The 23,453-nt window shown below is 37.3% G+C and carries 30 protein-coding genes; 5 read left to right on the top strand and 25 right to left on the bottom strand.

All coding sequences use genetic code 11. The features are described 5' to 3' along the window. Positions 1-3 precede the first annotated feature (3 nt). The 6 genes from ODE14_RS09050 to ODE14_RS09025 form a co-directional block, all read right to left on the bottom strand. Positions 4-1,272 (bottom strand): NHLP bacteriocin system secretion protein, encoded by a 1,269-nt coding sequence (locus ODE14_RS09050; RefSeq protein ID WP_263601202.1) that lies wholly within the window; start codon positions 1,270-1,272, stop codon positions 4-6. Between the two features lie 21 nt (positions 1,273-1,293). After that, entirely contained in the window at positions 1,294-2,868 is a 1,575-nt protein-coding gene (locus ODE14_RS09045; RefSeq protein WP_263601201.1) for a TolC family protein, read from the bottom strand. A gap of 11 nt (positions 2,869-2,879) precedes the next feature. After that, on the bottom strand, positions 2,880-3,401 hold the full coding sequence (locus ODE14_RS09040; RefSeq protein WP_263601200.1) for a cyclic nucleotide-binding domain-containing protein: 522 nt from the start codon (positions 3,399-3,401) through the stop codon (positions 2,880-2,882). 114 nt (positions 3,402-3,515) lie between these two features. Continuing rightward, entirely contained in the window at positions 3,516-3,818 is a 303-nt protein-coding gene (locus ODE14_RS09035; RefSeq protein WP_263601199.1) for an NHLP leader peptide family RiPP precursor, read from the bottom strand. Positions 3,819-3,865: 47 nt separating this feature from the next. After that, positions 3,866-4,504: a helix-turn-helix domain-containing protein gene (locus tag ODE14_RS09030; RefSeq protein WP_248391820.1), complete on the bottom strand. Its 639-nt coding sequence runs from the start codon at positions 4,502-4,504 to the stop codon at positions 3,866-3,868. 75 nt (positions 4,505-4,579) lie between these two features. Next, on the bottom strand, positions 4,580-5,206 hold the full coding sequence (locus tag ODE14_RS09025) for a hypothetical protein (RefSeq protein ID WP_263603812.1): 627 nt from the start codon (positions 5,204-5,206) through the stop codon (positions 4,580-4,582). A 232-nt stretch (positions 5,207-5,438) separates the two neighbouring features. Between ODE14_RS09025 and ODE14_RS09020 the strand changes: the two genes are divergently transcribed. Continuing rightward, positions 5,439-6,200, top strand: a complete 762-nt coding sequence (locus tag ODE14_RS09020; RefSeq protein ID WP_248391823.1) for a response regulator transcription factor — start codon at positions 5,439-5,441, stop codon at positions 6,198-6,200. A 5-nt stretch (positions 6,201-6,205) separates the two neighbouring features. On the opposite strand, the gene ODE14_RS09015 is transcribed toward ODE14_RS09020, so the two are convergent. The 19 genes from ODE14_RS09015 to ODE14_RS08925 form a co-directional block, all read right to left on the bottom strand. Continuing rightward, a complete protein-coding gene (locus tag ODE14_RS09015) occupies positions 6,206-6,946 on the bottom strand; it encodes a DUF3667 domain-containing protein (protein ID WP_248391824.1) in 741 nt (246 codons plus the stop codon). 110 nt (positions 6,947-7,056) lie between these two features. After that, positions 7,057-7,710 carry a class I SAM-dependent methyltransferase gene (locus ODE14_RS09010; RefSeq protein ID WP_263603811.1) on the bottom strand — a complete coding sequence of 218 codons (654 nt, stop codon included), beginning with the start codon at positions 7,708-7,710 and terminating at the stop codon, positions 7,057-7,059. Between the two features lie 21 nt (positions 7,711-7,731). Continuing rightward, the gene (locus ODE14_RS09005) at positions 7,732-8,913 is read right to left on the bottom strand and encodes a hypothetical protein (RefSeq protein ID WP_263603810.1); all 1,182 of its coding nucleotides are present in this window, start codon (positions 8,911-8,913) and stop codon (positions 7,732-7,734) included. Between the two features lie 55 nt (positions 8,914-8,968). After that, positions 8,969-10,528, bottom strand: coding sequence for a type 2 lanthipeptide synthetase LanM (locus ODE14_RS09000; RefSeq protein ID WP_263603809.1), 1,560 nt, complete (start codon positions 10,526-10,528; stop codon positions 8,969-8,971). Positions 10,529-10,618: 90 nt separating this feature from the next. Next, the gene (locus ODE14_RS08995) at positions 10,619-10,816 is read right to left on the bottom strand and encodes a hypothetical protein (RefSeq protein ID WP_263603808.1); all 198 of its coding nucleotides are present in this window, start codon (positions 10,814-10,816) and stop codon (positions 10,619-10,621) included. Positions 10,817-10,923: 107 nt separating this feature from the next. Beyond that, on the bottom strand, positions 10,924-11,274 hold the full coding sequence (locus ODE14_RS08990) for a class IIb bacteriocin, lactobin A/cerein 7B family (protein ID WP_066440811.1): 351 nt from the start codon (positions 11,272-11,274) through the stop codon (positions 10,924-10,926). Between the two features lie 45 nt (positions 11,275-11,319). Beyond that, positions 11,320-11,667, bottom strand: coding sequence for a class IIb bacteriocin, lactobin A/cerein 7B family (locus ODE14_RS08985; RefSeq protein ID WP_409515161.1), 348 nt, complete (start codon positions 11,665-11,667; stop codon positions 11,320-11,322). Positions 11,668-11,687: 20 nt separating this feature from the next. Continuing rightward, positions 11,688-12,050, bottom strand: a complete 363-nt coding sequence (locus ODE14_RS08980; RefSeq protein ID WP_263603806.1) for an NHLP leader peptide family RiPP precursor — start codon at positions 12,048-12,050, stop codon at positions 11,688-11,690. Positions 12,051-12,077: 27 nt separating this feature from the next. Next, the gene (locus ODE14_RS08975) at positions 12,078-12,434 is read right to left on the bottom strand and encodes an NHLP leader peptide family RiPP precursor (protein ID WP_263603805.1); all 357 of its coding nucleotides are present in this window, start codon (positions 12,432-12,434) and stop codon (positions 12,078-12,080) included. Positions 12,435-12,462: 28 nt separating this feature from the next. Then, the gene (locus ODE14_RS08970; RefSeq protein WP_263603804.1) at positions 12,463-12,795 is read right to left on the bottom strand and encodes an NHLP leader peptide family RiPP precursor; all 333 of its coding nucleotides are present in this window, start codon (positions 12,793-12,795) and stop codon (positions 12,463-12,465) included. Positions 12,796-12,816: 21 nt separating this feature from the next. Continuing rightward, complete coding sequence (locus ODE14_RS08965) at positions 12,817-13,146, bottom strand: NHLP leader peptide family RiPP precursor (RefSeq protein WP_263603803.1); 330 nt, start codon at positions 13,144-13,146, stop codon at positions 12,817-12,819. Between the two features lie 93 nt (positions 13,147-13,239). Further along, entirely contained in the window at positions 13,240-15,237 is a 1,998-nt protein-coding gene (locus ODE14_RS08960) for an adenylate/guanylate cyclase domain-containing protein (RefSeq protein WP_263603802.1), read from the bottom strand. A gap of 93 nt (positions 15,238-15,330) precedes the next feature. Further along, on the bottom strand, positions 15,331-15,669 hold the full coding sequence (locus ODE14_RS08955; protein WP_248391841.1) for an NHLP leader peptide family RiPP precursor: 339 nt from the start codon (positions 15,667-15,669) through the stop codon (positions 15,331-15,333). Positions 15,670-15,977: 308 nt separating this feature from the next. After that, complete coding sequence (gene arsB / locus ODE14_RS08950; RefSeq protein WP_263603801.1) at positions 15,978-17,009, bottom strand: ACR3 family arsenite efflux transporter; 1,032 nt, start codon at positions 17,007-17,009, stop codon at positions 15,978-15,980. A gap of 5 nt (positions 17,010-17,014) precedes the next feature. Then, positions 17,015-17,506, bottom strand: a complete 492-nt coding sequence (locus tag ODE14_RS08945) for a GNAT family N-acetyltransferase (RefSeq protein ID WP_263603800.1) — start codon at positions 17,504-17,506, stop codon at positions 17,015-17,017. A 1-nt stretch (position 17,507) separates the two neighbouring features. Beyond that, the gene (locus ODE14_RS08940; RefSeq protein ID WP_263603799.1) at positions 17,508-18,119 is read right to left on the bottom strand and encodes a protein-tyrosine-phosphatase; all 612 of its coding nucleotides are present in this window, start codon (positions 18,117-18,119) and stop codon (positions 17,508-17,510) included. Positions 18,120-18,142: 23 nt separating this feature from the next. Further along, a complete protein-coding gene (locus ODE14_RS08935) occupies positions 18,143-18,616 on the bottom strand; it encodes a DUF6428 family protein (protein ID WP_263603798.1) in 474 nt (157 codons plus the stop codon). 56 nt (positions 18,617-18,672) lie between these two features. Then, positions 18,673-18,999: an ArsR/SmtB family transcription factor gene (locus ODE14_RS08930; protein ID WP_263603797.1), complete on the bottom strand. Its 327-nt coding sequence runs from the start codon at positions 18,997-18,999 to the stop codon at positions 18,673-18,675. Between the two features lie 94 nt (positions 19,000-19,093). After that, positions 19,094-20,047 carry a beta-1,6-N-acetylglucosaminyltransferase gene (locus tag ODE14_RS08925; RefSeq protein ID WP_263603796.1) on the bottom strand — a complete coding sequence of 318 codons (954 nt, stop codon included), beginning with the start codon at positions 20,045-20,047 and terminating at the stop codon, positions 19,094-19,096. 442 nt (positions 20,048-20,489) lie between these two features. Between ODE14_RS08925 and ODE14_RS08920 the strand changes: the two genes are divergently transcribed. The 4 genes from ODE14_RS08920 to ODE14_RS08905 all read left to right on the top strand — a co-directional run bounded on the left by ODE14_RS08920 (position 20,490) and on the right by ODE14_RS08905 (position 23,330). Then, positions 20,490-21,302, top strand: coding sequence for a DEAD/DEAH box helicase (locus ODE14_RS08920; protein ID WP_263603831.1), 813 nt, complete (start codon positions 20,490-20,492; stop codon positions 21,300-21,302). Positions 21,303-21,370: 68 nt separating this feature from the next. Then, positions 21,371-21,565: a cold-shock protein gene (locus tag ODE14_RS08915; protein ID WP_248391857.1), complete on the top strand. Its 195-nt coding sequence runs from the start codon at positions 21,371-21,373 to the stop codon at positions 21,563-21,565. 136 nt (positions 21,566-21,701) lie between these two features. Continuing rightward, complete coding sequence (locus tag ODE14_RS08910) at positions 21,702-22,160, top strand: MaoC family dehydratase (protein WP_248391862.1); 459 nt, start codon at positions 21,702-21,704, stop codon at positions 22,158-22,160. A gap of 72 nt (positions 22,161-22,232) precedes the next feature. Next, positions 22,233-23,330 carry a calcium:proton antiporter gene (locus ODE14_RS08905; RefSeq protein ID WP_248391863.1) on the top strand — a complete coding sequence of 366 codons (1,098 nt, stop codon included), beginning with the start codon at positions 22,233-22,235 and terminating at the stop codon, positions 23,328-23,330. Positions 23,331-23,453: the final 123 nt, after the last annotated feature.

The raw sequence follows: 23,453 nt of genomic DNA, 5'->3' as shown, positions 1-23,453 counted from the left end.
AATTTAATAAAGGTCAAAGAACTTTTTGAATGCGGGAACTACAATGGTTGCAGGTCTTTCTTCTTCGATGGTTACTTTACCCATACAGGATGTCCCCTCTTTGATGGTTACGTCCGGACCTTTTGCAGAAGTCCATTTGAATCCGCTGTAGGAGGCAGGATCTTTTTCGAAATCTACATGCACCTCGAATAATGGTCCTGAAGCCAGAAGTCCTTTTGCCAGCTGATCATTTTTAACGGAAGTCAGCATTCCTTTTTCGGTAATCGGGAAATCTGAAACGTAGGTAACTTTAGATTTAATAAATCCGTATTCCTGCGGCTGAACGGTAGAAGGAGCCACCAAAGCTTCCATTCCTTTTTTTATTTTTTTACCGTCTTTAGATGGTATGTAAAGAACACCTTTCAGCCCGGCAAGTTTTGTATTGGAGCTTCCTTCATTTTTTACTTTGAATAAAGGTGAGCCGAGACCTACAACCACGCCTCTGTCGGTAAGAACCTCAACCACTTCGCCTTCGTACGGGCTCCGGATATTTTTCTGGGTATCGTATTTTTCGGTTAAAAACTGTAAGGTTCTTTCTGCTTCAGCAATTCTCTGGTTCTGTAAGGTAACTTTCTGCTGAAGATCGTAGCCTAACGTATGTTGTTGGCTTGAAGTCTCGACCATCTGGCCCTTCAGTCTTTCGATAGTATTTTTTGATGCTTCAATCTGCTGTTTGGTATTGGCAACCTGAGATTTTACAATTAATCCTTTTGATAATAAACCGTTTTCGGATTCAAGCTGATTATTTAAAAAGGCCAGTTTCTTTTTTTCAGATTCAATTTCTCCCTGAATGCTTACTCTGGTCTGGCTGATATATTCTCCCTGAAGATGGTTTCCCTGGCTTCCATAAGAAAGCAGTTTTCCCATTTCAAATTTTCTGTCGGCAAGCACTGCTTTGGCGTCTTCAATCTGCTGGGAAAGTTCCGGCTGCTGAATGGTTGCAATGATGTCGCCTTTTTTTACTTTGTCCCCAATGGCTACTTTCAGTTCTACCAGCTGTCCCTGGGCTGTGGAAACTACCTCATGAACGTCGCCTCCCAATACAACGCCCACTACATCAAGTTTGGTTTTAACCCTGCCGAAAACAGACCATGTGATTCCTACACCCAATGCCAAAGCGATGGTGAGAAGGGCAATCCAGGCTTTCGGGCCCGTTACTTTGATGAGCTGATCCAGCTTTTCCGGAGTGGAGAGCTTTTCTAATGCTGATTTTCTAAAAAAACTTGCTGACATCGTGAATATATTTAAAGGTTATTAGTTGTTAGGTATGGTATAATATGATCTGGGATCTACGGTGAAACCGTTTTCTCCCTGTGAAATAAGCGTTCCTGTGTCGTGGCGCAGCGTCACAATCTGCGTGGCAAAAATCTGCTGTGCCTGTAGGTAATCCAATTCTGACGAGGTAAGACGTTCCTGAAATAAGATAACATTCAGAAGTGTTGTTAAACCGGTCTGGAATTTTTCCTGTTCGTTTCTGAAAGCTTCTTTGTAGAACATCAGTGCTTCTTCTGCTTTTTTCAAAATGATTACACTGCTGTTAAGATTATTGATATCAGTATTGATATTCAGTAAGATATTTCTTTTAAGGTTTTCATTATTTACAGCCTGATCTTTTGATGCGACTACTGCTTTAGCGTAATTTCCTTTAGCTAAATTATTATTTAGCGGGAAATTGAATGTTAATCTAGCGCCGCCGCCAAAATTTCTTCCGTGATAATTGGAAAATGCATTAAACGTATTGCCAAATCCGTTTCCGACACTTGCGCTTCCGTAGAAGACAAAACCCGAGAGATCAAGCTGTGGCCGCAGATTGTTGTGGGCAATATCCACTTCCATTTTAATAGCTTCGGCAACTCTCGCTACGGCTTTTATGTCGGCTCTCTTTTCAAGGGCAGTATTGATTAAAGCTTCCTTATCGATGGAATTTTCGAATCCTGATTCTGCAATGGAAGGAAAATCATTTACCGGTATATCCAGCATGGCGCTTTCTGCTTCCGAAAGGCCGATTACTCTTCCTAAATTAAGCTTTGCATTATAAAGGTTTTGCTCTGCGGCGATGGTCAACCGTTCCTGATTGGCAAGGTCTGCATTCACCTGGGCCAAATCTCCAGCAGGTTTTTTATCTGCTTTTACCAGTTCTTTCGTCATTTCCAGAACATTGCGTACTCTGGCTTCATTTTGCCGGTAAATGTCTACACTTTTATAAGCGGTGTAATAACTCCAGTACGCATTGGCGATCTGAAGAATTTCATAAGAATTTGAATATTCAAAATTATGTTTTGAGTTTTCAATATACAGCGCAGATATTTTCTCATACAGCGTATTCACATTCCCTCTCCCGCGGAGAAGCGGCTGGCTCAGGGTAAAGCTCATGTAACTGGAGTGGTTTCCGATATTAGGTCCCACATACTGGCTGAAATCGTTAAAAGGGTAATTGTTTCTGTTGTATGAATACTGCAACCCGAATTCTGCAGTCTGGCCAGTCCGGAACTTTTTGGATAAGGTGCTGGTGAGATCTACATTGTCGGTCAATATTCTGTTTAGGTATTGATTTCTGGGATCGTTTTCCAAAAGATTATAACGGCTTTTTTTGTAGGATACATCTGATCCGAGATTGAAGTCAAACATGCTTTTTTGTATAAGAAAGTTGGCTTCTGCATCTTTAATGGAAAGAAAACTTCTTTGGATGGAAGGATTTTTGTTAAAAGCCATTCCTGATAATACAAAAAGATCACTTGTAATTTTAGACTGGGCGATGGTCATACTTCCAAAACAGAATACAGAAACAATACCGGCACATTTTGCAATTACCCTTTTAAAATTTTTCATCCTTACTAATTTTAAACTTCTGAAAATCTGTTGAGTATCTGTCCGAATCTTGATCCGGCCTGAGCCACACCATCCAGAACATTAATGTCTATTAAATCTTCTTCTTCAGGTTTTCCGTAGCCCATCTGCTCGGTAGTTTTCCGAAGTCTGTTAGAAAGAAAAAGTGCCAGCGCATAGTAGAAATTTGCCCTGAAATCCGAGTTGGTGGAAAGCCTGGAATCCATTACATTTCTGGAAATTACATAAGCAACAGTGGGCTGCGTGGCAATTACCGAAACAGAGGGCGATCTTGACTCAAGGAAAGACATTTCACCTACGATTTCACCGGCTCCCAGTGTTGCAATAGTCTCATTATCCGCACCGTCTGTACACACTACAAGCTGCCCGGAAAGCACGATGTATAAGTTGTCGATAGGCTGTCCTTTCTGGATAAGTTTACTGCCTGTTTTCAATTCAATTTTACTTCCATTTTTAATCATCCACTCTACATCGATGTCGTTTAATTGTCCTAAGAAAAAAAGTACACGTTTCATTATCTTTAAGTTTAAATGGTTATGCCAAATTATTTAATTATCAGTTTACGGATTTGCCATTTTTTACGCGATAACGGACATGGCATTTTCCGTTTAAGGTTTTTTGGGTATCGTTCAGGTGTTTGCTGTTCCTGGTTTCGGTATATCGGTTCCGCCTGCTATTTTATTCAGATCTTTATCGTCCATTTCAAAATCTGAATAAGGCTTTACAGGGATATTGATGTACAGATAATCCGGGTCAGACTGATCGGTCACCATGATTTTCTTGCCATTAGGAAGGTTTCTGCCAAAGAATGCTTCTAATGTTTTTTCAGGGTCGGAGAGGAGGGATTCTTTAAACGCTTCATTATTCCATGCTTCTTCTATGATTTTAAAAAGCACTTCCTGTCCTTTCCTTTGTTCGTTTGTTAGTTTCATATTAGTTGGATGTTTTTGTAATGCTCTCTTCGCACTACCTGCATTCTTTATTTTAAAGAATGAATAAGCTCTTTCGGGGACATATTGTACTGGGCTACAAATAGTTTAGAGAAGTAATGAACATCATTGTAACCGACTGCATATGCCACCTGGGAAATTGAGTTCTGGATATAATTATCGATCAATTCTTTAGCTTTGTGCAGGCGAAGAATTCTGATATATTTGTTGGGTGAGAGATACAGCAGGCTGTTTATTTTACGATGAAGCTGTCTCTCGCTTACTGCCATTTTATAGGCAAGATCATAGATATTGATATCGTTCTGATTAATGGATCTGTAAATTTCCTTTTCGAGATTTACCAGCCAGTTTTGATCAAGTTTTGTAATTTTTGAGGGATTGATTTTTTTTGCACACATGCACTGAACGTTTTCATTGGCTTCATAAATTCCGAAAATATCTGGGCGCTCATGAAATGTCAGGCTTACCGATTTGGATTTTATTTCGGTTAAAATTTCCTCTATCAGATTATTGATTTGTTTGCTGCTGTTGAAAATAATTTCATGGCCCGGTCTTTCATGTTGTCTGCTGGCTGTAATGATGGTTTCCAGAGGATTTTTAATGTTGTGGACAATCTGGCTCAGTACATCCGGTGAAGTCCAGTCAATAGTGTTAGTCATGGTATTCATAGCTCAGTTTTTATATGGTTTGATTTGGTTAAGGTGTGTTGGTAGTGGATCGGTTTGGTGACGTAGGTGTGAATTTTATGTAGCCGGAGTAAGTTTTCTGCGATGTATTAATTTTTTGTTTTGGTGATAAAATTCTTTTAGTCCTTCATAATCCAGTGAAATAGGAATTGTTTCTGATCCAAGATAATTGATGGATTTTCCTAAAACTTTGGCTTTTATTCCCAGCAGCTTCATGGCTTTCAGAAGTTTGCTGTCGCACTCTGCAAAAGCCAGCCCTCTTTTTTTTCGGCACAAGGGAGCAATGGCGCAGACCATTAATTTTTTAAATAAAAACCGGTCTCCAATGTTTTTTCTGGTTGCAAATCTTCCGATATGCCAGATGGGCGTGCGGCGCTTTTTGTTGCTGAGCTGTAAGGGATCGATCTGGAATAATTTCTGAATTGGCAATTCCTGATGATAATCCCATTTTACAACTCTTATAACACCTTCTATTGCTCCTGAAGAATCCTTTGAAACAAAAAATTCTGAATTGAAGAATAGATTAAGGTCTTCATAATACATTTTTGTGATCATGTCCTGGATATGTTCCGTTTCGTCTGTTTCATTGTCATTGTGATGGCACATGTTTTCATTAACTACGAAATTTGCCAATTCAGACAGCTGATCCATTTCAAGCTTTTCAAAATAGTTTTGTGATTTCATGGTTATTGGTTTGTAACAAATCTATTTCATCAAAAAATGAAAACTCCTACACTAAATGGTAGTATGTACAGGCGGGATAAAAAACTATCTTTTAGTGTAGTTTTTCCTGACAGGGTGAAAAAAGTAACATTTAAAAAAATAAATATGTATCTAATAATAAAACAGATATAATTTTTCTAGAAAAATGTATAATGTAAAATTCTTTTCACTATTTTTGGAAAAAACTAAGGATATGAGTGGGAATGACATAAACTCTTTTTTTGACTCAAGGAACACGGTTGAAGCTTCATCAGATCTGGGTGATGAGACCCTTCATTATCTTGAACCCATAAAGTCTTTTGCCCGCGCTACCTACACCAGTATTTATGTGATCGACTATGAAAAACAGGGGTTTGAATTTGTTTCTGATAATGCCCTTTTTCTATGCGGAAATACCCCGGAAGAGGTACTGCAGATGGGTTACGCTTTTTATTTCAAACATGTCCCTGAAAGTGATCTGCAGATGCTGCTGAAAATCAACAATGCCGGTTTTGATTTCTATGAAAAAATTCCTGTTTCGGAAAGAAAAGAGTACAGTATTTCTTACGATTTTCATATAAAAAACAAGGAAGGAAGACTCATCCTTATTAATCATAAACTTACTCCCATGTTTTTAACCAAACAGGGGAAAATATGGAAGGCAGTATGCATCGTCTCCCTGTCATCAGGTAAAGAGGCAGGAAATGTAAAAATTTACAAAAAAGGACAAAACAAGGTCTACAACTATGATCTTGAAACAAACACCTGGATAGTGACTGAACAGGTTTCGCTCTCCAAAAGAGAAAAAGAAATTCTTCAGCTTTCTACTAGAGGCCTTACAATCAATGAAATTGCCGATACCATTTTCGTCTCGCCGGATACCGTAAAATTCCACCGAAGAAAGCTTTTTGAAAAGCTTGAAGTTACCAATATTTCAGAAGCGATTATTTTCGCAACCAATAATATGCTTATTTGATAAGATTAATGCTGTAAAAATATACCGATTTTATTCGCTAATGCATTGATGGCGCCGTTGATCAGAAGAATATAAACAGTAATGAGTAATGTTCTGATGATTAATGAAACTTTTTTATATTCATATCCTGAAAAGTACTGATAGTAAAACCAGAATATATAAATGATATTAAGAATCGGCGTAATGGCTTTAAGGTAATACAATGCATTTACATTAGTATAAAATACGGTGATGATGGGAAAAATTAAGCCAAGAATCAGCATGCCGATGGTGAGATACGTATTCAGGACAAGGTTTTCGGTGTAATTCTGTTTTGTTTTTTTAAAGATAAAGTAGCTTCCCAATGCATAAAACGGAATTCCTGATAAAATAATGAGCTTATAATACTCCCTCAATAATTTTGAATATTCGCTTAATTGTTCCTGATTGTAAATTTCACTGGCTTTCACTTTGGTTGCCCCTGTAATAACAAGCGTTATGGTAAGCACAAAAATAATGGCGGTAAACGCATTGAAATGTTTTACCCGTTTCCCCTGAACATATTCCCTGATGCTGTGGCCGGGCCTTGTAAAAAGCTCCTTAACGGTAAACAAAAACCCTTTATCCAGATGAAAAACGCCGTGCACAAGATCATGCGCCAGAAAATGCTGCAAAGAAAAACGGTGTGTAGAAGTTTTTTGTCCGCAGTGAGAACAATAGTTGTTTTCTGTTTCGCTGTTGCAGTTCAGACATTTGTTGTGATTCATGGGATATTAATTTTTATGGCGTTGCTTTAAAACAATTGTTTGCTGCAAAACTATTAAAAATTTTTATTTCGATGTTTAAGAATTGATTAATTAAATACCGTGATTTCTCATTAGGATGTAAAAATCTCGAATCTATATTTTCTGTCAAAATATAATTGTTCTTCTTCTGTTCTTTTGGTAATAATGATGCAGTTTTGTCCGTAGGTGACTGTTGAAATCTTCAATGTATTCTGGATTTTCGAAAATTCATGGTTAATCATATCCGGAAAAGAGCTTATGCTTTTCATTAAATTAAAATCCCCGACAAAACGGCCGTAAAGTCCGGCATTGGGTTTCCAGTAATTGGTTTCAATATCTTCGATAATATAAATACCGCCTTCTTCTAATAGATTTTCAAACAAATACATAAAAGTATCGAACTGATGTCTGGGATTGTGACTGCCATCATCAATGATGAGCTTTGCAGATCCTATTTTCCCTGTTATTTTTTGTAAATCTTCTTTCTTAGATTGGTCTGCTTTTATTATTCTGCATCGGTCATTGTGTACAGCTTCGGTATCGATATCAATACAGAAAAAGTTGGTGTAAGGAAAATATTCGCACCACATCTTCGCAGATTCCCCGGAACCATATCCGATTTCAAGCATGGTGAATTTCTCATTTCTTAGTTTTTCTAAAAAAGAAGGATAAAAAAAATGATAACCATGATGCATTACCTTATCGGTGCCGGCATCTTTGCACAATTCGTAAAATGATTTTTTCATGGTAATAATTTTTGTTTGGGTTTATGCTAATGCGTATTCGATAACTTTTTCTATTTTAAAACCGGACATTGTTTCTTCGATTTCAGTTTTTAGCTGATCCATCATTTCGTAATTGATTAATGTATTTCTTTCAAATTTATCTACCATATCAAGAAAAATATTCCAATAGTCAGAATTATCGTCGGGGTGAGGAATATGCGCGGAAACTCCGAGCTCCTGCAGTCTTAGCGCCACATCTTCGCGGTCGTAGCATTGCGTTCCTACTGTAAGAGAAGGAACCCGGTTCATGATAGGATAGTGGTACATACCGGAACCGCATTGGTGGATAACCAGATTCGAAATTCCGCAGATGTAATTCAGCGGAAGCAATTTATTGTAAAAAACTTCCTGCTTATATTTTTCGTTTACAGGATGATCGCAAGTTGTAATCACCGCATAATTTTTTTGAACAAAAAATTCAATATAATTTTCAATTGGTGTTTTGTCTATTGTACCCGTTGTAATAAATACAATGGGCTTTTTTTCATTTATCTTCAAAAATTCATGTAGTCTTTCGGTTAAGTTTTTTGAAGGCTTATCCATTACAATCAAAGGTCCGGAATAGAAATAAGAATCTTTGTTTTTTATATTCTCCGGCAACCGTTCGATGGTAGGTATTCCCGGGACGATTTTGGCTTTCGGCTTTGCATATTGCTGAAGAAAATACAGGTCAGATTCCATATTTGTTGCTGTTTCTGTATTGTGAGAGTCCGAAAAGCCGTCAGATTTGCTGCTGTTGTTTCCTTTTTCCAGAGAATGAACATGATTGGCATTTCTAAATTTTTTATCAATAGATCTAAAAATTCCTGTCCTTTGAATTGAAATTCGAGGTAGGTTATTTTTTTCAGCAATAAGAGGAGTAAAAAAAGAAGTGTCTTCAATAATTACTGATGGTTTCACTATTTCATATGCTTTTTTTTCCATTTCCAGCAATTGTTCTTTTATTTTCTCCGAGTTTTCGGGAATCAGCGGATTTTCTTCTAAACTATAATTTAGTGGTACACAAGCAACTCCCTGCATGGTTAGAAAATTTTGGGAACCGCTGTTTACTAAAAAATGATTTTTTATTCCGATGCTGTGTTTCAGGTATTTCTGCTGCAAAACATATAAAGGAATCAGGTGTGAAAGTCCTCCTGCAAAATAAGGTATGGTAAGAATATTCATCAGAATTAATTATAAATGTTAAAAAAGGAATGATGATTTTTGAATTTATTTAAACCTATACAGAGGTATTGATGTTCAGCCAATTATTGATGAATTCTATTTGTTCCTCTTTATGCTTTGTGGAGAATAGGTTTATTCTCTGCTCAATATTTTCAATACAGTTGTGGCTGAAGATCTTGAAAGAGCCATTTCCCCCAAGATGATGATCCTGGCTATCCAGATTGAAGAAAGGAATATCTCCTTTCAGCATTTGCTGCATTTCATGATTAAGAATGAATTTATAATTTTCACAGTCTGCTTTTTGGTAAGCTTTCGACATCAGCTCATATAATTTTGATTCGTAAGCTTCGAAACTTTTCATAAAAACAGAGCTTCTCATGTATTTTAAAATCCTGAAATACACAAATGTCGGTCGCCATACATACCTTATTTTTTGTTTTTTGAAACCCTGAATCGGAGAATCTGAAGACATTAGTTCATCTTTTGATGATACAAACAGATCATAAGCTTTTGTAAAGCCTTCAATGAAAAAAGTTCGATAATCCCCGGCAAATAGATGCTTATCTTCGTAGAAAGGAATGTTTTCCTTGACCAGTTTTCTGAATACAAAACGGGTGTCTCTTTTAGAATCTATTGTATTGGGATGCATAACCTTTTTTTCCAGATCCATTATTTCGATATTGCCTTTAATTCCGTATCCTGCATATTCTGTTGGAACTCCGGTATTCTTATTAATAATAAGCATACTTTCCAATACAGAGAAAGGAGCTATTTTATGATGCTCATCCCAAGTGCGGATGGACTGCTGTGATAAAACCGGCTGAATAATCGTTTCATGATCTATAATTACAGGATTTTTTCCTGATGCTATCACATTTTCATAATGACAATCTTTGCTTCCTAAGAGAAGGGTAACCGCTAAAAGCGCTCCGGCTTTTTGATAATACTCCTGAAGATCGGTAACAGAGTCTGCGCAATGATGATCTGCAAATTCCAGCCAGCCATAATGTTCATAATTTAGACATCTTAAAATTTTCAGATTAATATTTAATTTTTGATTTATCCAATCGATAAATACATTGTATGATTTGGCAGTATCAATATTTCTTGGTTTATAAATGAGTTTCGTATCATTGGATAATGTTACGGAAGCTGTACTTTCTCCACCGTGTCCGTCACCAAGACTCAGGTTGATATCTTTAATAGTAATATCACTGTTCAATGCTAAAGAAAATGTCTTAGAAATAAGATGAAGATCTTTGCTGAAATTTGAAAAAATATTTTGAATGTGGATGAGGTAATTGTTGACAACTGTTTTTAAAATTTTATTTAAAACAGGATATTTTATGGCTAATGTTGAATACATTGTTTCTACAAATTCACTGTAAATAGTTAAGCCATTCTTTTTTAGATCATTTAGCTCATCCTGTAACGTTACTTCTGCCACACTGCTCATTTCGTTCAAAAGTCCTATATGAAGTTTGTTTATCAATACAGCCGAAATATTTGTTTTTTTAAGTTCATTTACAAAACCTTGTGTATAGGGTACCAGAACGTCTACAAAAGGTATGTCTGCTTGCTCATCTTTAATCAGATTCATTGTCGGATTATCCATTTTCAATTGTGATTATTAGGCATTAGTAATAGGATCAATAAATAATGTAATCTATTGACAGGTAGAGTAAAAAAGATTTTATTTTAAATCTTATTTTTCAAGTTCTTTTGAGCTTTGCCCTCTGCTTCTGAACAGTAAGAAAAGACAGATGACAAGAGTGATGATGTATAAAGCATCCATCCAAGGATCTTTCAACGTCATTGTGCGAAGGTCGAGGTGCTTATATATTACAAAGCCTAAGATTATTGCAATAAGTCCTAAAACAGGTTTGAAGGCATTTTTATTCATGATTTCGGTATTATTTTTTTTGTAAATATACAGTGAAAAAACTATCAAACAACCACTCAAAAGGGTGGTTGTTTGATGATATAAAATTAAAAAAGGATTGTAGTATCTTACCAGTGAGAAACCACCCAGCTCACACCAATACCTAGAGCAACACCTGCTACATAAGCAGCAGCAATGGGAGTAGCTCCTCCGGCGATCATTTCCAGTTGCTCTTCTGTTAATTCCAATTCATCCAAGCTTACTTTTGTAGGAATGTTTAAATAGATTACAGATTCATCTGTTTGGTCTTCAACGATAATTTTCTTATCTGTTGGTACAGCCTTTCCTGTCAGCTGCTCGATTGTAGAAGCAGGATTTTTAATTAACTGCTCTTTAAAAGAAGCACTTTCCCACGCTTTTTGTGCTAAGGTTTTTAAAAGCTCAGCCCCTTTTTCTTGTTGTTCTATTGTTAAGTTCATTGTTTTGATTTTTTTTAAGTGATTAATTTTTTATTGGGCATTTTTTTATTGGTGCGTTGCAGCCCATACTGCTACACCAGCCATAAATCCGTAACCAATAGCAACGAATGTTGGCGTAAGTCCACCAGCTACCTGCTCAAGTTGCTCTTCAGTAAGCTCCAGCGCATCAAGATTCAGCTTTTTCGGGATGTTGAAATAAACTGTAGAATCATTTGATTGATCAACGACTACCAGCTTTTGTCCTTCCGGCAGGTTGATTTTATGACCTGTAAGTTTTTCCATTGCCTGTACAGGATTTGCAATTAATTCGTTTTTGAATTCAGCATCTTCCCATGCTTTTTGTACTACTTGAGCGTTCAGTTTTTGTTCTAGTGTTAATTCCATGTTTGTAATATTTTGTTGTTAGTTTTAAATTAAATTGTTGTTAAAATTGGGATAGTAGGAATGAAAGGTCCTGTTGTTCCGCCAGGGAAAGGAAACGTAGTGTCTCTTGGCGGCCAGATTGCAGCTCCTCCGGAAACTGCTTCCAGCTGCTCTTCGCTTAGTTCTGCATCAGCCGTGTTTTTCGGAGCGGCCGGAATGTTGATGTAAACCGCAGATTCATCAGACTGATCTCTTACGATTAATTTTTTTCCTTCCGGTAAATTCAGTTTTTTACCCGTTAATTTTTCGATGGCAGCTACAGGATCGTTTACCAGTTCTTTTTTGAACTCTGCATCTTCCCATGCTTTCTGTACGATTTCTGCGTACGTTTTTTGTTCTTGAGTGAATTCCATGTTTTTAATATTTTAAGTTAGTATTAGTTATTCGCTGAAAATTGGCGGAAAAGGATTGTAGGGTCCTGTGGTTCCTCCGGGAAAAGGAAAGTCCGGTATGCGTCCTCCGGCAGCAATTCCACCTGAAACGGCTTCCAGCTGCTCTTCGTTGAGTTCTGCGTCTACAGAATTTTTAGCAGGTGCAGGAATATTAATGTAAACAACCGATTCATCAGACTGATCTCTTACTACCAGTGTTTTTCCTTCCGGCAGGTTCATTTTTTTACCTGTTAATTTTTCGATGGCAGCTACGGGATCGTTTACCAGTTCTTTTTTGAACGCTGCATCTTCCCATGCTTTCTGTACGATTTCTGCATACATTTTTTGTTCTTGAGTAAATTCCATACGTATTAATTTTGTATTTGTTTGATTTTTATTTGGGTGAATAAAGGCTTAGCGAGGATAAGAAATCCACAACATCTTTTATAATTCCTGTTTCCCTGCCTCCGGCCACCATATCCAGCTGGTTCTCATTAAGCTCGATATCGTCAGTATTGGGTTTTGCCGGAATGTTGATGTATACGGACGAGTTGTCCGTCTGGTCACGTACTATGATTCTTTTTCCATCAGGCAGATTCAGTTTCGTACCTGTAAGTTTTTCAATGGCTTCTACGGGATTCTCCAAAAGTTCTTTTTTAAACCCGGCATCATCCCATGCTTTCTGTACGATCTCTGCGTACATTTTTTGTTCTTGAGTGATTTCCATAATATGAGTTCCTTTGTGTTATTATAATTTTATAAAATCGTGTAATTTCGGAAATAGCGCGTCTACAATACTCCCCATTACGTTTTGTCCTCCTGCAATAGCTTCCAACTGGCCTTCGGAAAGCTCCATGTTTTCCAAATCCGGCTCGGAGGGTATGTTCACGAAAATTTTAGAATTGTCAGACTGGTCTGCTATGATAAGCTCTTTTCCTTCCGGTAAGGTGATCTTCGCGCCGGTAAGGTTTTCAATGGCTGTTACCGGATTCTCAATTAATTCTTTTCTGAAGCTCAGGTCTTCCCAGGCTTTAGAGATCACTAATTGCAATACTTGTTGTGCAGTTTTTACTTCCATTATTTCGTTGTTCTGATATTGTAAAGCTACACTGTTTAAGAATGATAAATTTGCCAAAATCGCCGACAGGATTGTCAATTTATTTTTGTTGTTTTATTGTCCGATGAAGGCTACAGCAGCGTATGATACCGATGTTTCCTGGTTTCTTTCCACGAAATACATTTTGATTTCTCCTTTTCCCTTTACCTGGATATTTCCTCTGTAGTGAAAAGAAAAGTCTTTTTCATCTTTAATTTGTTCATATAAATATTCGCTGATGTTTACTTTTCCGGTCATCCCGTTGCTCTCCATGCGACTTGCTGTATTCACGGTGTCGCCCCAAACGTCGTACTGGAATTTTTTTACTCCGACAATTCCGGCAACTATCGGCCCGACATGAATTCCCAGGCGCATTTCGAATACCGGCTTGCCCGTTGAATTTTCCAGTTTTCTTTTCAGCATGAATTCCTGCATTTCAATACCTGCGCAGACAATATTCCGTAAAGAATCCTTATGAGGCTGGGGAATACCTCCGGCTGCCATATAAGAATCACCGATGGTTTTTATTTTTTCGATTTTATACTTTTCAGAAATACTGTCAAAAGCTTTAAAACAGATATTGATCTCTTCAACCAATTCCTGAGGCGAGAGTTTTTCAGAAGTTTCCGTGAATGATTTAAAATCGGTGAAAAGAATGGAAACCATACTGAAATTCCGGGCATCCACATAGCCTTTTTCTTTCAGCTCGTCGGCAATTTCCTGCGGAAGAATGTTTAATAATAATCTTTCGGAGTTGTCTTTCTCCACACGGATAGCCTCCCTGGACTTTTTCATGAAAGCCAGCCGGTTCCATAATCCGGCTGCAATAATCAGGATAAAGAAAAGCGTAAGCATGATGTAATTTTTCTGTCTTTCCTTTTTTTCCACTTCCTCCTTATGTCTGGTTTGGATCAGATGTTCTTTTTTAACAAAAGAAAGACTGTCTAGCAACTGTTTCTGCTGAAATTCCATTCCTAAAATTTTATTAGAAGTTTGTTCAGACTGCAGGCTGTCTTTGAACGCCTGGTTCTTTTCGTAATAATCCAGCGCTTTTTTATTGTTTCCTAAAAGTTTATATGTTTTATACAGACAATCGCAGGCATCCTTTTTTACACTCACGGCACCCAGTTTTTCAGCCATGGAAAGAGCGGTTTCACATTTTATTCTTGCTTCTTCGGCTTTTCCTTTCTGCAGAAGAATATTTCCGAGGGCAATCTGCGAGACACTTGTATATTGAAGATTACTGATTTTTACTGCAGTTTTCAGCGACTGATTATAATAATTTCTTGCCTGCTCCACATCATTCTGCATTCTGAACAGTTCCCCGAGATTAAATAAAACTTCCGTTATTTTCTGCTTATCATTTAAAGCTTCTGCAATCTGTAAGGATTTGATAAAATTTTCACGGGCATTTTTGAAATCATGCTGTTTCATATATACTTCTCCGATTCCGTTGAGATTTTGCGCTAAAGATTTCTGATCATTCAGCTTTTGATAAATCGCATTTGCCCTTTTATAATATTTCATGGCATTGCCGAAATCTTTAATATTCAAATAAATTCCGCCAATGTTCTGGGTGGTGGCTGCAATGATTTTCTGATCGCCCAGTTTTTCCTGAATTCCGACGGCTTTTTTGTAATATTCCAGTGCTTTCAGATGGTTTCCTAAATAATAATGAATAGCCCCGATATTATTCATCGCAGAAGAAACCCCTTTGATATTATTGATTTTCTGATAAACCTCAGCACACCGGTTGAAGTAATTCATGGCTTCAAGGTATTTTCCCTGGTAATAATACATGGTTCCTATTTTATTTAAAGCATTTCCGGCTCCTTTGGTGTTTCCTTTTTCTTTATAAATATCAAGGCTGTTTTCAAAAAAATGCAGTGCTTCGGCATAGTTTCCTGCATTCTGAAGCGCTTCTCCTTTCTGATAAAAATCGTCCCCGTTTTGGCCGGTTTTCGGAATCGTATTTTTTACCGGATCAGCACTTACCTGACCGAAAAATCCCAGTTTCTGAGTTCCTAAGACCAGAAAAAAGAGGAGTGTTGAAAGTATCTGAAACCTTTTCATAATTCTTTTGTACTTTAAATTGTAAGCAAAAACGTATACATTCAGAGGCTGAATATATACGTTGAATTGTTCTTTAGTAAATGAAATTTAAGATTAATTCCCACCAAATAAATCGCCATTCGAATTACTGATAATAAGAATTACCGGTGGCGGATCAGCCTGTCCCGAACCTCCGGCTACGATATCCAGCTGATCTTCGTTCAGTTCCATATCATCCATATCAGGCTCTGCCGGAATATTGATAAAAATTGTTGCCGGGTTGGATTGATCTACAACAGCAATGTTTTTGCCTTCAGGAATGTTCATGGAACGTCCTAAAAAACTTTCAATAGTCTGTTTCGGATTGGCAATCAGATTTTGTTTAAATACCGGGTCCTTCCATGCTTTCTGTACTATGGATTGCAGGGCTTCCTGTTCATTCTTAGTGCTCATTTTGATAGTTTTTGGAATGTTTACTAGTGTAAAATTACTCCGATCAGGGCTGACATACCCGCCAAATAATCTGTTTATCTGGCATAATTGCTTTCACAGCTAATGTTAAAGTTGCCGTGTATGTAAAAGAGTATTAAAATATTTGAAATTAAGATTTAGAAATCTGGAATGAAGATGTGGATTCATCTAAAATAAAAACCTTAGCAATTGATGTTAAGGCTTATTGATTAAAATGATGAATGTATGTGGAAGGCTTTAAAGTGACTGAATATTATATTTAAAAAATTAAGGTACAATTTCGGTCTATTCTAGCTATAATATCGTTTTTTAAGCCACAAGCTTATTTTTACAAGCAGAATAAGAACCGGAACTTCCACCAAAGGGCCGATGACGCCTACAAAAGCCTGTTGGGAACTGATTCCGAAAACAGCAATGGATACAGCGATGGCCAGCTCAAAATTGTTTCCTGTTGCGGTAAATGATACGGATGCATTTTTATCATAAGGGATATTCAGTGATTTGTTGATAAAGAAGCTTACAAAAAACATCAGCATAAAGTAAATGATAAGAGGAATGGCCACTTTTACAACGTCTAAAGGCAACTTGACAATGGTGTCGCCTTTAAGGCTGAACATCAATACAATTGTTAATAACAATGCATATAATGTAAGAGGAGAAACGGCAGGAATAAATTTCCTGTTGTACCATTCTGTTCCTTTCAATCTGATTAAAAAATAACGGCTTAATAAACCGGCCAGGAAAGGAATTCCCAGATAGATCAAAACACTTTTAGTAACATCTTTCACTGATACGGTGACATTGAAATGTGCAAGCCCTAATTTTTCAGGTAAAACATTAATGAAAAGCCATACCATAAAGCTGTAACTCAATACTTGAAAAATACTGTTCAGCGCTACCAGCAATGCGCCATATTCACGATTCCCTTTTGCCAGGTCGTTCCATACAAGAACCATAGCGATACATCTTGCCAAACCAATAAGAATAAGCCCGATCATATAGTCCGGTTCGTTTCTTAAAAAAACGACAGCCAGTATAAACATTAGAACAGGCCCGATTATCCAGTTTAAAATTAAAGAGATTCCGATTGCTTTTTTATCGTGAAAGATTTTAGGTAATAATGTGTAGTCAACTTTTGCCAGCGGAGGATACATCATGACGATTAGCCCGATTGCTAATGGGATATTTGTGGTTCCTGCGGACATTCTATCGGCCATTTCGGCAATTCCGGGAAAGAAATATCCTAAGCTTACTCCCAAAAACATGGCCAGGAATATCCAAAGAGTAAGGAAGTTATCGGGAAATTTTAATTTTGTTTGCATATCTTTTAATCTGTTCCTACTATTTTACTCCTTCTTTCCATCAGTACGCTATCTCTCCAAATTCCTCCCAGTCTGCCTATTTTTTCGCGATAGCCTATGATTCTGAATCCAAAAAGCTTATGCAAAGCTATGGTTGCTTCGTTTTCGGGAAACATTCCCGACTGCAAAGTCCAGATTCCGTGGGTTTCACTTTCATTAATGAGATTTTCCATTAGTATTTTTCCCACACCTTTTCCTCTGTGATTTTTGGATACATAAATACTTACTTCAGCAACACCTTCATAAACGCAACGGCTGCTTACTTTAGACAAAGCTACCCATCCCAACGCTTCGTTATTTTCTAAGGCTATCAATCTGCTGTGTTCCAATTTATTTTCATTCCAGCTTTCCCAGGAAGGAACGGAAGTTTCAAATGTTGCCATGCCTGTATCGATACCTTGCCTGTATATTTCAGCGATATCCGGATAATGATTTTTGTTGATTGATATAACTTCCATTTTATTTTTTTATCTGTGAAAAAACATAAAGCATTTCAGCGCCGATTTCCAGGCTTCTTTCATGGTAAATTCTTGTCTGTTCCGGTGTGCCATCGGAAACTTTAGGATCATCAAATGTAATGGGAATACGCTGCTCGGCACCGGCAATAAAAGGGCAGCCGCCATCGGCCTGAGAACACGTCATAACCGCCGCAAATTCCCGGAGCGGATTAAAAGAACTGTCATATTTTTTAGAAAAACCGATAATCGGATGACTGTTTTCACAGTATTTAACAGCATACACCGGATTTTCGGAATCCGAAATTTTTGTAATGAAAAAGCCTTGCCCGATAAGTGTTTCTGCTACTTTAGGAAACAATGCCGTTTCTTCTGTTCCGCCGGAATAACTGCTCAGTCCCGGAATATTATAGTAAGCCGCTGCTGTCTGTGCCCAGATCTGTGCTAAATGGCTTCTCCTTGAATTATGCGTACAGATAAAATTAATTCGGATTTCTGTTTTTTTATCCATCTTTTTCTGGATGAAATCAATTAACGGGGCAAGTGTATTTTTTCTTTCCTGACTGATTTCCTGGTGCTTCATCAGGCCAAGCGTTTCTGATAGTTTAGGATACATTGATTATTTATTTAGGATATTATTTAACAACACCCTGAGTTTGGCGTACAGCAGGAAGATGAATCAGAAGAAAGTTCAGATAATTTGATTTTTTGTTTTTCTTCAGGAATTCCACAGGCATCTTGTGCTAAACAGGCAGTGGTAGTATTGGTAAGAACAAAATTCTGACCGTTAAACTCAAGATTATATTTTCCGATAGTAGTATTCTGGTATTCTACTTCAATTTCGCCGTCTTCAAGACCAAGCTTATCTTCGGAGAGCTTAATGATATTCAGAAGTTTTGAGGGTTTCAGCCTGTGCTCAAAATCGTTCGCATTCCACAATTGGAAACTTACTGTTTTTTCTTTACGAATTGTTCCTCCGCAGTCAATAAAGTGTTTTATAACTGTTCCAACTTCTGTTACGTGGAAATGTTCCGGAACAAAGGTTCCGTCTTCCAGCTGAAATTCAACATTTTCTAATGTAGGTAAAATTGTTTTGATTTCTGATAATTTCATAATGTTATGTTTATTGGTTAAATGCAATATTGCGATGATTAAAAGTAAAAAAATACTTAACAGCACTTTTGGTTGGCAACCGTAACAATTATTTTTGAAAAATAATCTTTCAGTATGCTAAAGGTATTTTCATCAATGCAATAACAGATAGCTGTTCCTTCGATGTTTCCTTTGATAAGTCCTGCATTTTTCAGTTCTTTCAAATGCTGAGAAACGGTAGCTTGTGCCAAAGGTAATTCATTGACAATGTCGCCGCAGATACAAGTGTCTACCTTCAGCAGATACTCAATAATGGCAACTCTTGCGGGATGCCCCAGTGCTTTGGCAATGATTGCTATTTTATTCTGTTGATCTGTAAAATGATCTGTTTTAGTCGCGCCCATGAATAATTATATATTGCAATATTACGATTAAGTGATTAATTATCCTAATAAAATATATGTTTTTTAATATCACATTGCTCTTTTCAGATATTTGCTAAGACCAGTTATTGTTGCGGTCTTCTCTTTTGAGTTCTCTTTGTACCTCGTCGATTTCCTTAAGAGGAACATGAAAACTTTCGTTGATATATTGAAGAATGCCTTCATGGGTTTTATCATTCACTTTTCTGATAAAAAGCTGGTTGCTGTTTTTAAGTGATTCAATAAGGTGGATCTGATATTGATTTTTATTGAAAAAGTTTTTTTCGATAGAGACTCTTTTATCATCATTTACAATAATATCCTTGAAAACCGTATTCATGAGAACCGTCTGGAAAAATGATTCTGCAGGTAAAAGGGTATGGAGGTAATAATCCTCAAAGTCCATCACCCGTTTGTTATTAACAAGAAAAGTACAGGTTTCTCTGGTAAATATAAACCATTTGCCTCCGATATAGGGGATCACTCCATCCATAAATTCTCTTTTATAAATTAACGAAGAAATTTTATGGCTTAATTCCGTAAAATGATTCTGGATTCTTCGGAGTGTATCAGGTCTGTAAAATTTCTGGTCGTAGTAAAAAAGGTAATTTCTGCCGTTATGGGCTGTAAGAAACTGGCGGATGATGTTTTGGGACTTCAGGGGATGGTCTTCACCGCTTAAATTGATAAAGTAATCCCATTCCTTACTTACATTCAGCAGATATTCCATTGCGTTAAGCTCTGCCTGGATCATGCTGAAACCTTCCGGCATGATATTCATACTTTCCAAAACAAATGCATTCGGATATTGCATCAGATACACTTGAATTTCTTCTGTTAGCTCCGCTTTGGCCTTTCTGTCGATATGGATAAGGTAAAACTGATCCCGGGTATAGATCTTTTCAAACATGGCCCTGAAAACATCCGCTTTATGATGTACCATAATAAAATAGGCAATTCTGACTTGTCGGGGTGAATGCTGATCCTGGATTTCGGATTGGGCTTGCGGGAGGTTCATGTAGGTTTGCATCGGTGCGGAATTTAAATCATCCGCATTTTTGCAAACAATTTGTTTGAGGTGCAAGCTACGAATAAAATTTTGATAATCAATTAATTATATTTGCTATTTTATACTTTGTTTTACCGTACATTTGCAATGTGTTCATAAGACAGGTTCCTGCCTTCGCTAAAACTGGCATCGTTTAAATCATATTTAGATCTCTCAGTCTTGCTTCTACAGCTGCCCAATTATTAATCCGATTTCGAATTAACAACCGGAACTTTAATTCCGAAAATTATAAGAAATGCTATGTTATTGCAGGCTGTCCGATATTTTGAAATAACATGGAAGCTAAGCAAGAAGCTGATAAATGGAAAGAGTATCACTTGATTTATTTATCCTTACAATATTGCCTATTCAGATCCGAGAATGGATTTGCTCACAAGATACCGGAAACTCCCGAACAGTTATGATCAGTTTTAAAAGCTTACATTTAATTAATCCCATCATCCGTGCCGTAACAGAAGCCGGATATTCCAAACCTACAGAGATACAATATTCTGTAATTCCTCATATTCTGGCCGGAAAGGATATCATCGGATATGGGCAGACCGGTACCGGAAAAACTGCTGCATTTGCAATGCCTATCCTGCAACTGCTGAAAAAGTATACTCCCGATCACAATGAAATAAGAACTTTAATACTTACCCCCACAAGAGAACTGGCCATACAGATTGAAGAAAACTTAGGAATCTACAGTAAGTATCTTCCTCTTTCCCAGCTGTCTGTTTATGGAGGAGTTTCTACCGGCAGCCAGCTTGCTGCTTTAAGGAAGAGAGTGGATATTCTTGTAGCGACGCCGGGAAGACTTCTTGATCTTGCAGGGCAAAGGCATATTGACCTTTCCAAAATAGAAGTTCTCGTTCTGGACGAAGCAGACCGTATGCTGGATATGGGTTTTATCAATGATGTAAACAAAATACTGAGGATGATTCCACAGAAAAGACAAACCCTGTTTTTTTCTGCTACAATGCCTGTTGACATTCGGAAATTTGCAAAAACCATGCTGCAGAATCCTGTTGAGGTAACAGTACACCCTGTGTCGGCAAATAGCGTGGCTGCTGTAAATGATGAACCTCCGGATGTTCCGAAAACCTATATTCACCGAAATGGCAGAACGGGAAGGGCAGGGGCCGAAGGAACAGCAATTGCTCTCTGCAATGCAGAAGAACAGGTAGATTTAAAAAATATCCAAAAACTGATTGGCTTTTACCATGCCGGTTAGACAATTTCAAAAATGAGTTCTGTAAAATATACAGACCAATATACTATTAATTTTTAATAATAATTACAATGCAAAAAGGCACCGTAAAATTTTTCAATGAAGCAAAAGGCTTCGGTTTTATTTCCCCTTCAGAAGGTGGGACAGATATATTCGTACATTCTTCGGGACTGAACACAAGATCTATCCGTGAAAACGATCAGGTTGTTTTTGATGTACAGAAAGGTGACAGAGGCTTAAATGCGGTTAACGTAAAACTCGCATAATTTAATCGATATATTACTTTTATTTTCGTTATATCATCAGCCTCTCGCTCTATGCAGGAGGCTTTTAACGGTTTAAGTATTATACAGACGGAAATAATACTTATTTTATTCACTTAACAATTAAAATAATATAACAATGGTTATCATCAACAATTACGAAGAATATAAATTGCTGGAAGGTACAATGGTAGGCAGTTCTTCCTGGCATATCATAGATCAGGATCAGATCAACCGGTTTGCAGATGCGACACTGGATCATCAGTGGATTCACGTAGATTGTGAAAAAGCGGAGCACGAAGGACCATATCAGTCGACAATTGCGCACGGTTACCTTACTCTTTCACTGATACCTTATCTTTGGAAACAGATCGCAGAGGTACGTAATGTCAATCTTGAAATCAATTACGGAATAGAAAATTTCAGATTCGGGATTCCTGTAAAAGTTGATTGTGAAGTTTCTCTTCAGGCTACTATCCGGTCTGTCAATAACCTTAAAGGAACTGTTAAAGTTATTGTCGGGGCGAAGCTTCTTATTAAAAACGAGCTTAAACCTGCGTATACAGGCGATGTGGTATTTCTTTATCAGTTCAAATAGAAAATTTCATTTGAATAAACATCATTAACTTTTATAAGAAGTACATTTTTTATAGAATATCATAAAATCTTTATGTATAAAAACAAATACTTACGGACATGGACAATCATTGTTCCGCTTTTATCATGGCTCTTATATTTTGCAAGTGCTTTTTTTTCTTCAGGCTATTATTCGATCCTTTTAACTTTTTTACTGTTGGGAAGCGTTTTGGCGGCAGTTTATCACTCGGAAGTTATTGCACACCGCATTGGTGAACCTTTCGGCACATTGCTTTTGGCGTTTGCCATTACGGTGATAGAAGTGGGACTTATCATTTCCATTATGCTGGGCGCTAAAGGGCTGGAAACAATTACCCTGGCAAGAGATACTGTTTTTGCGGCCGTAATGATTATTCTTACCGGAATTATCGGGATCTGTATTGTCATAGGTTCATTGAGATACCGGGAGCAGTCTTTTACCCTGAAAGGTGTAAGCACAGCTCTTATTACTCTTACAGCAGTAGTGGTATTTCTGCTTATACTCCCGAATTATACGGTGAGCCACAGCGGCGGAGAATATACATCTTTTCAGCTGCTTTTCATTGCGCTGATCTGCCTGTCACTTTACATTGGCTTTACAATGGTTCAGACAATAAGGCACCGGAGCTTCTTTATTTCACCACAGAACAAACTTTTGGAAGATCATGGTAAAAAAAATAATTATAAAAAAAGTTCTTATAAGACGATCTACATCAGCAGTTTTTTTCTAATGCTTTGTCTTGGGATAGTAGTATTGATGGCAAAGCTGCTTTCTAAAGATGTTGAATTTCTGGTGATTGCTGTTGGTGCACCCAGATCTGCAGTTGGGATTATCATTGCCGGGATCGTGCTTTTGCCCGAAGCGCTGTCGGCGTTCAGGGCTGCAAAAAATGATCAGATCCAGACTTCTTTGAATCTTGCATTTGGCTCTGCACTGGCAAGTATCGGGCTAAGTATTCCGGCTATTGCAATTATATCTGTTATTACCGGTATAAGAATGACGCTGGGTATTGATATCAAATCAACAGTCCTTCTCGGGCTTTCTTTGTTTATTATCACTGTATCACTGGCTACCGGTAAGACTAATATTATGCAGGGGATTGTATTGGTAGGGATTTTTTTAATTTATCTTTTTATAGCCGTAGTGCCTTAAACAGTGCAATGTTTTTATGTAAATCATTTGTTATTGTTGCGTAATTTATAATTTGCGTGAGTGTCCTTTTCCGAATTTACAAGAATAGTTTCGGCTAAGCTTACTCGTGAGCAAAAGTTTGAG

It is taken from the genome of Chryseobacterium sp. PET-29, from assembly GCF_025736815.1.
GTDB lineage: Bacteria > Bacteroidota > Bacteroidia > Flavobacteriales > Weeksellaceae > Chryseobacterium > Chryseobacterium nepalense.
Note: the sequence above shows the minus strand (reverse complement) of the source record. Positions and strands in the feature narration are given on the sequence as shown.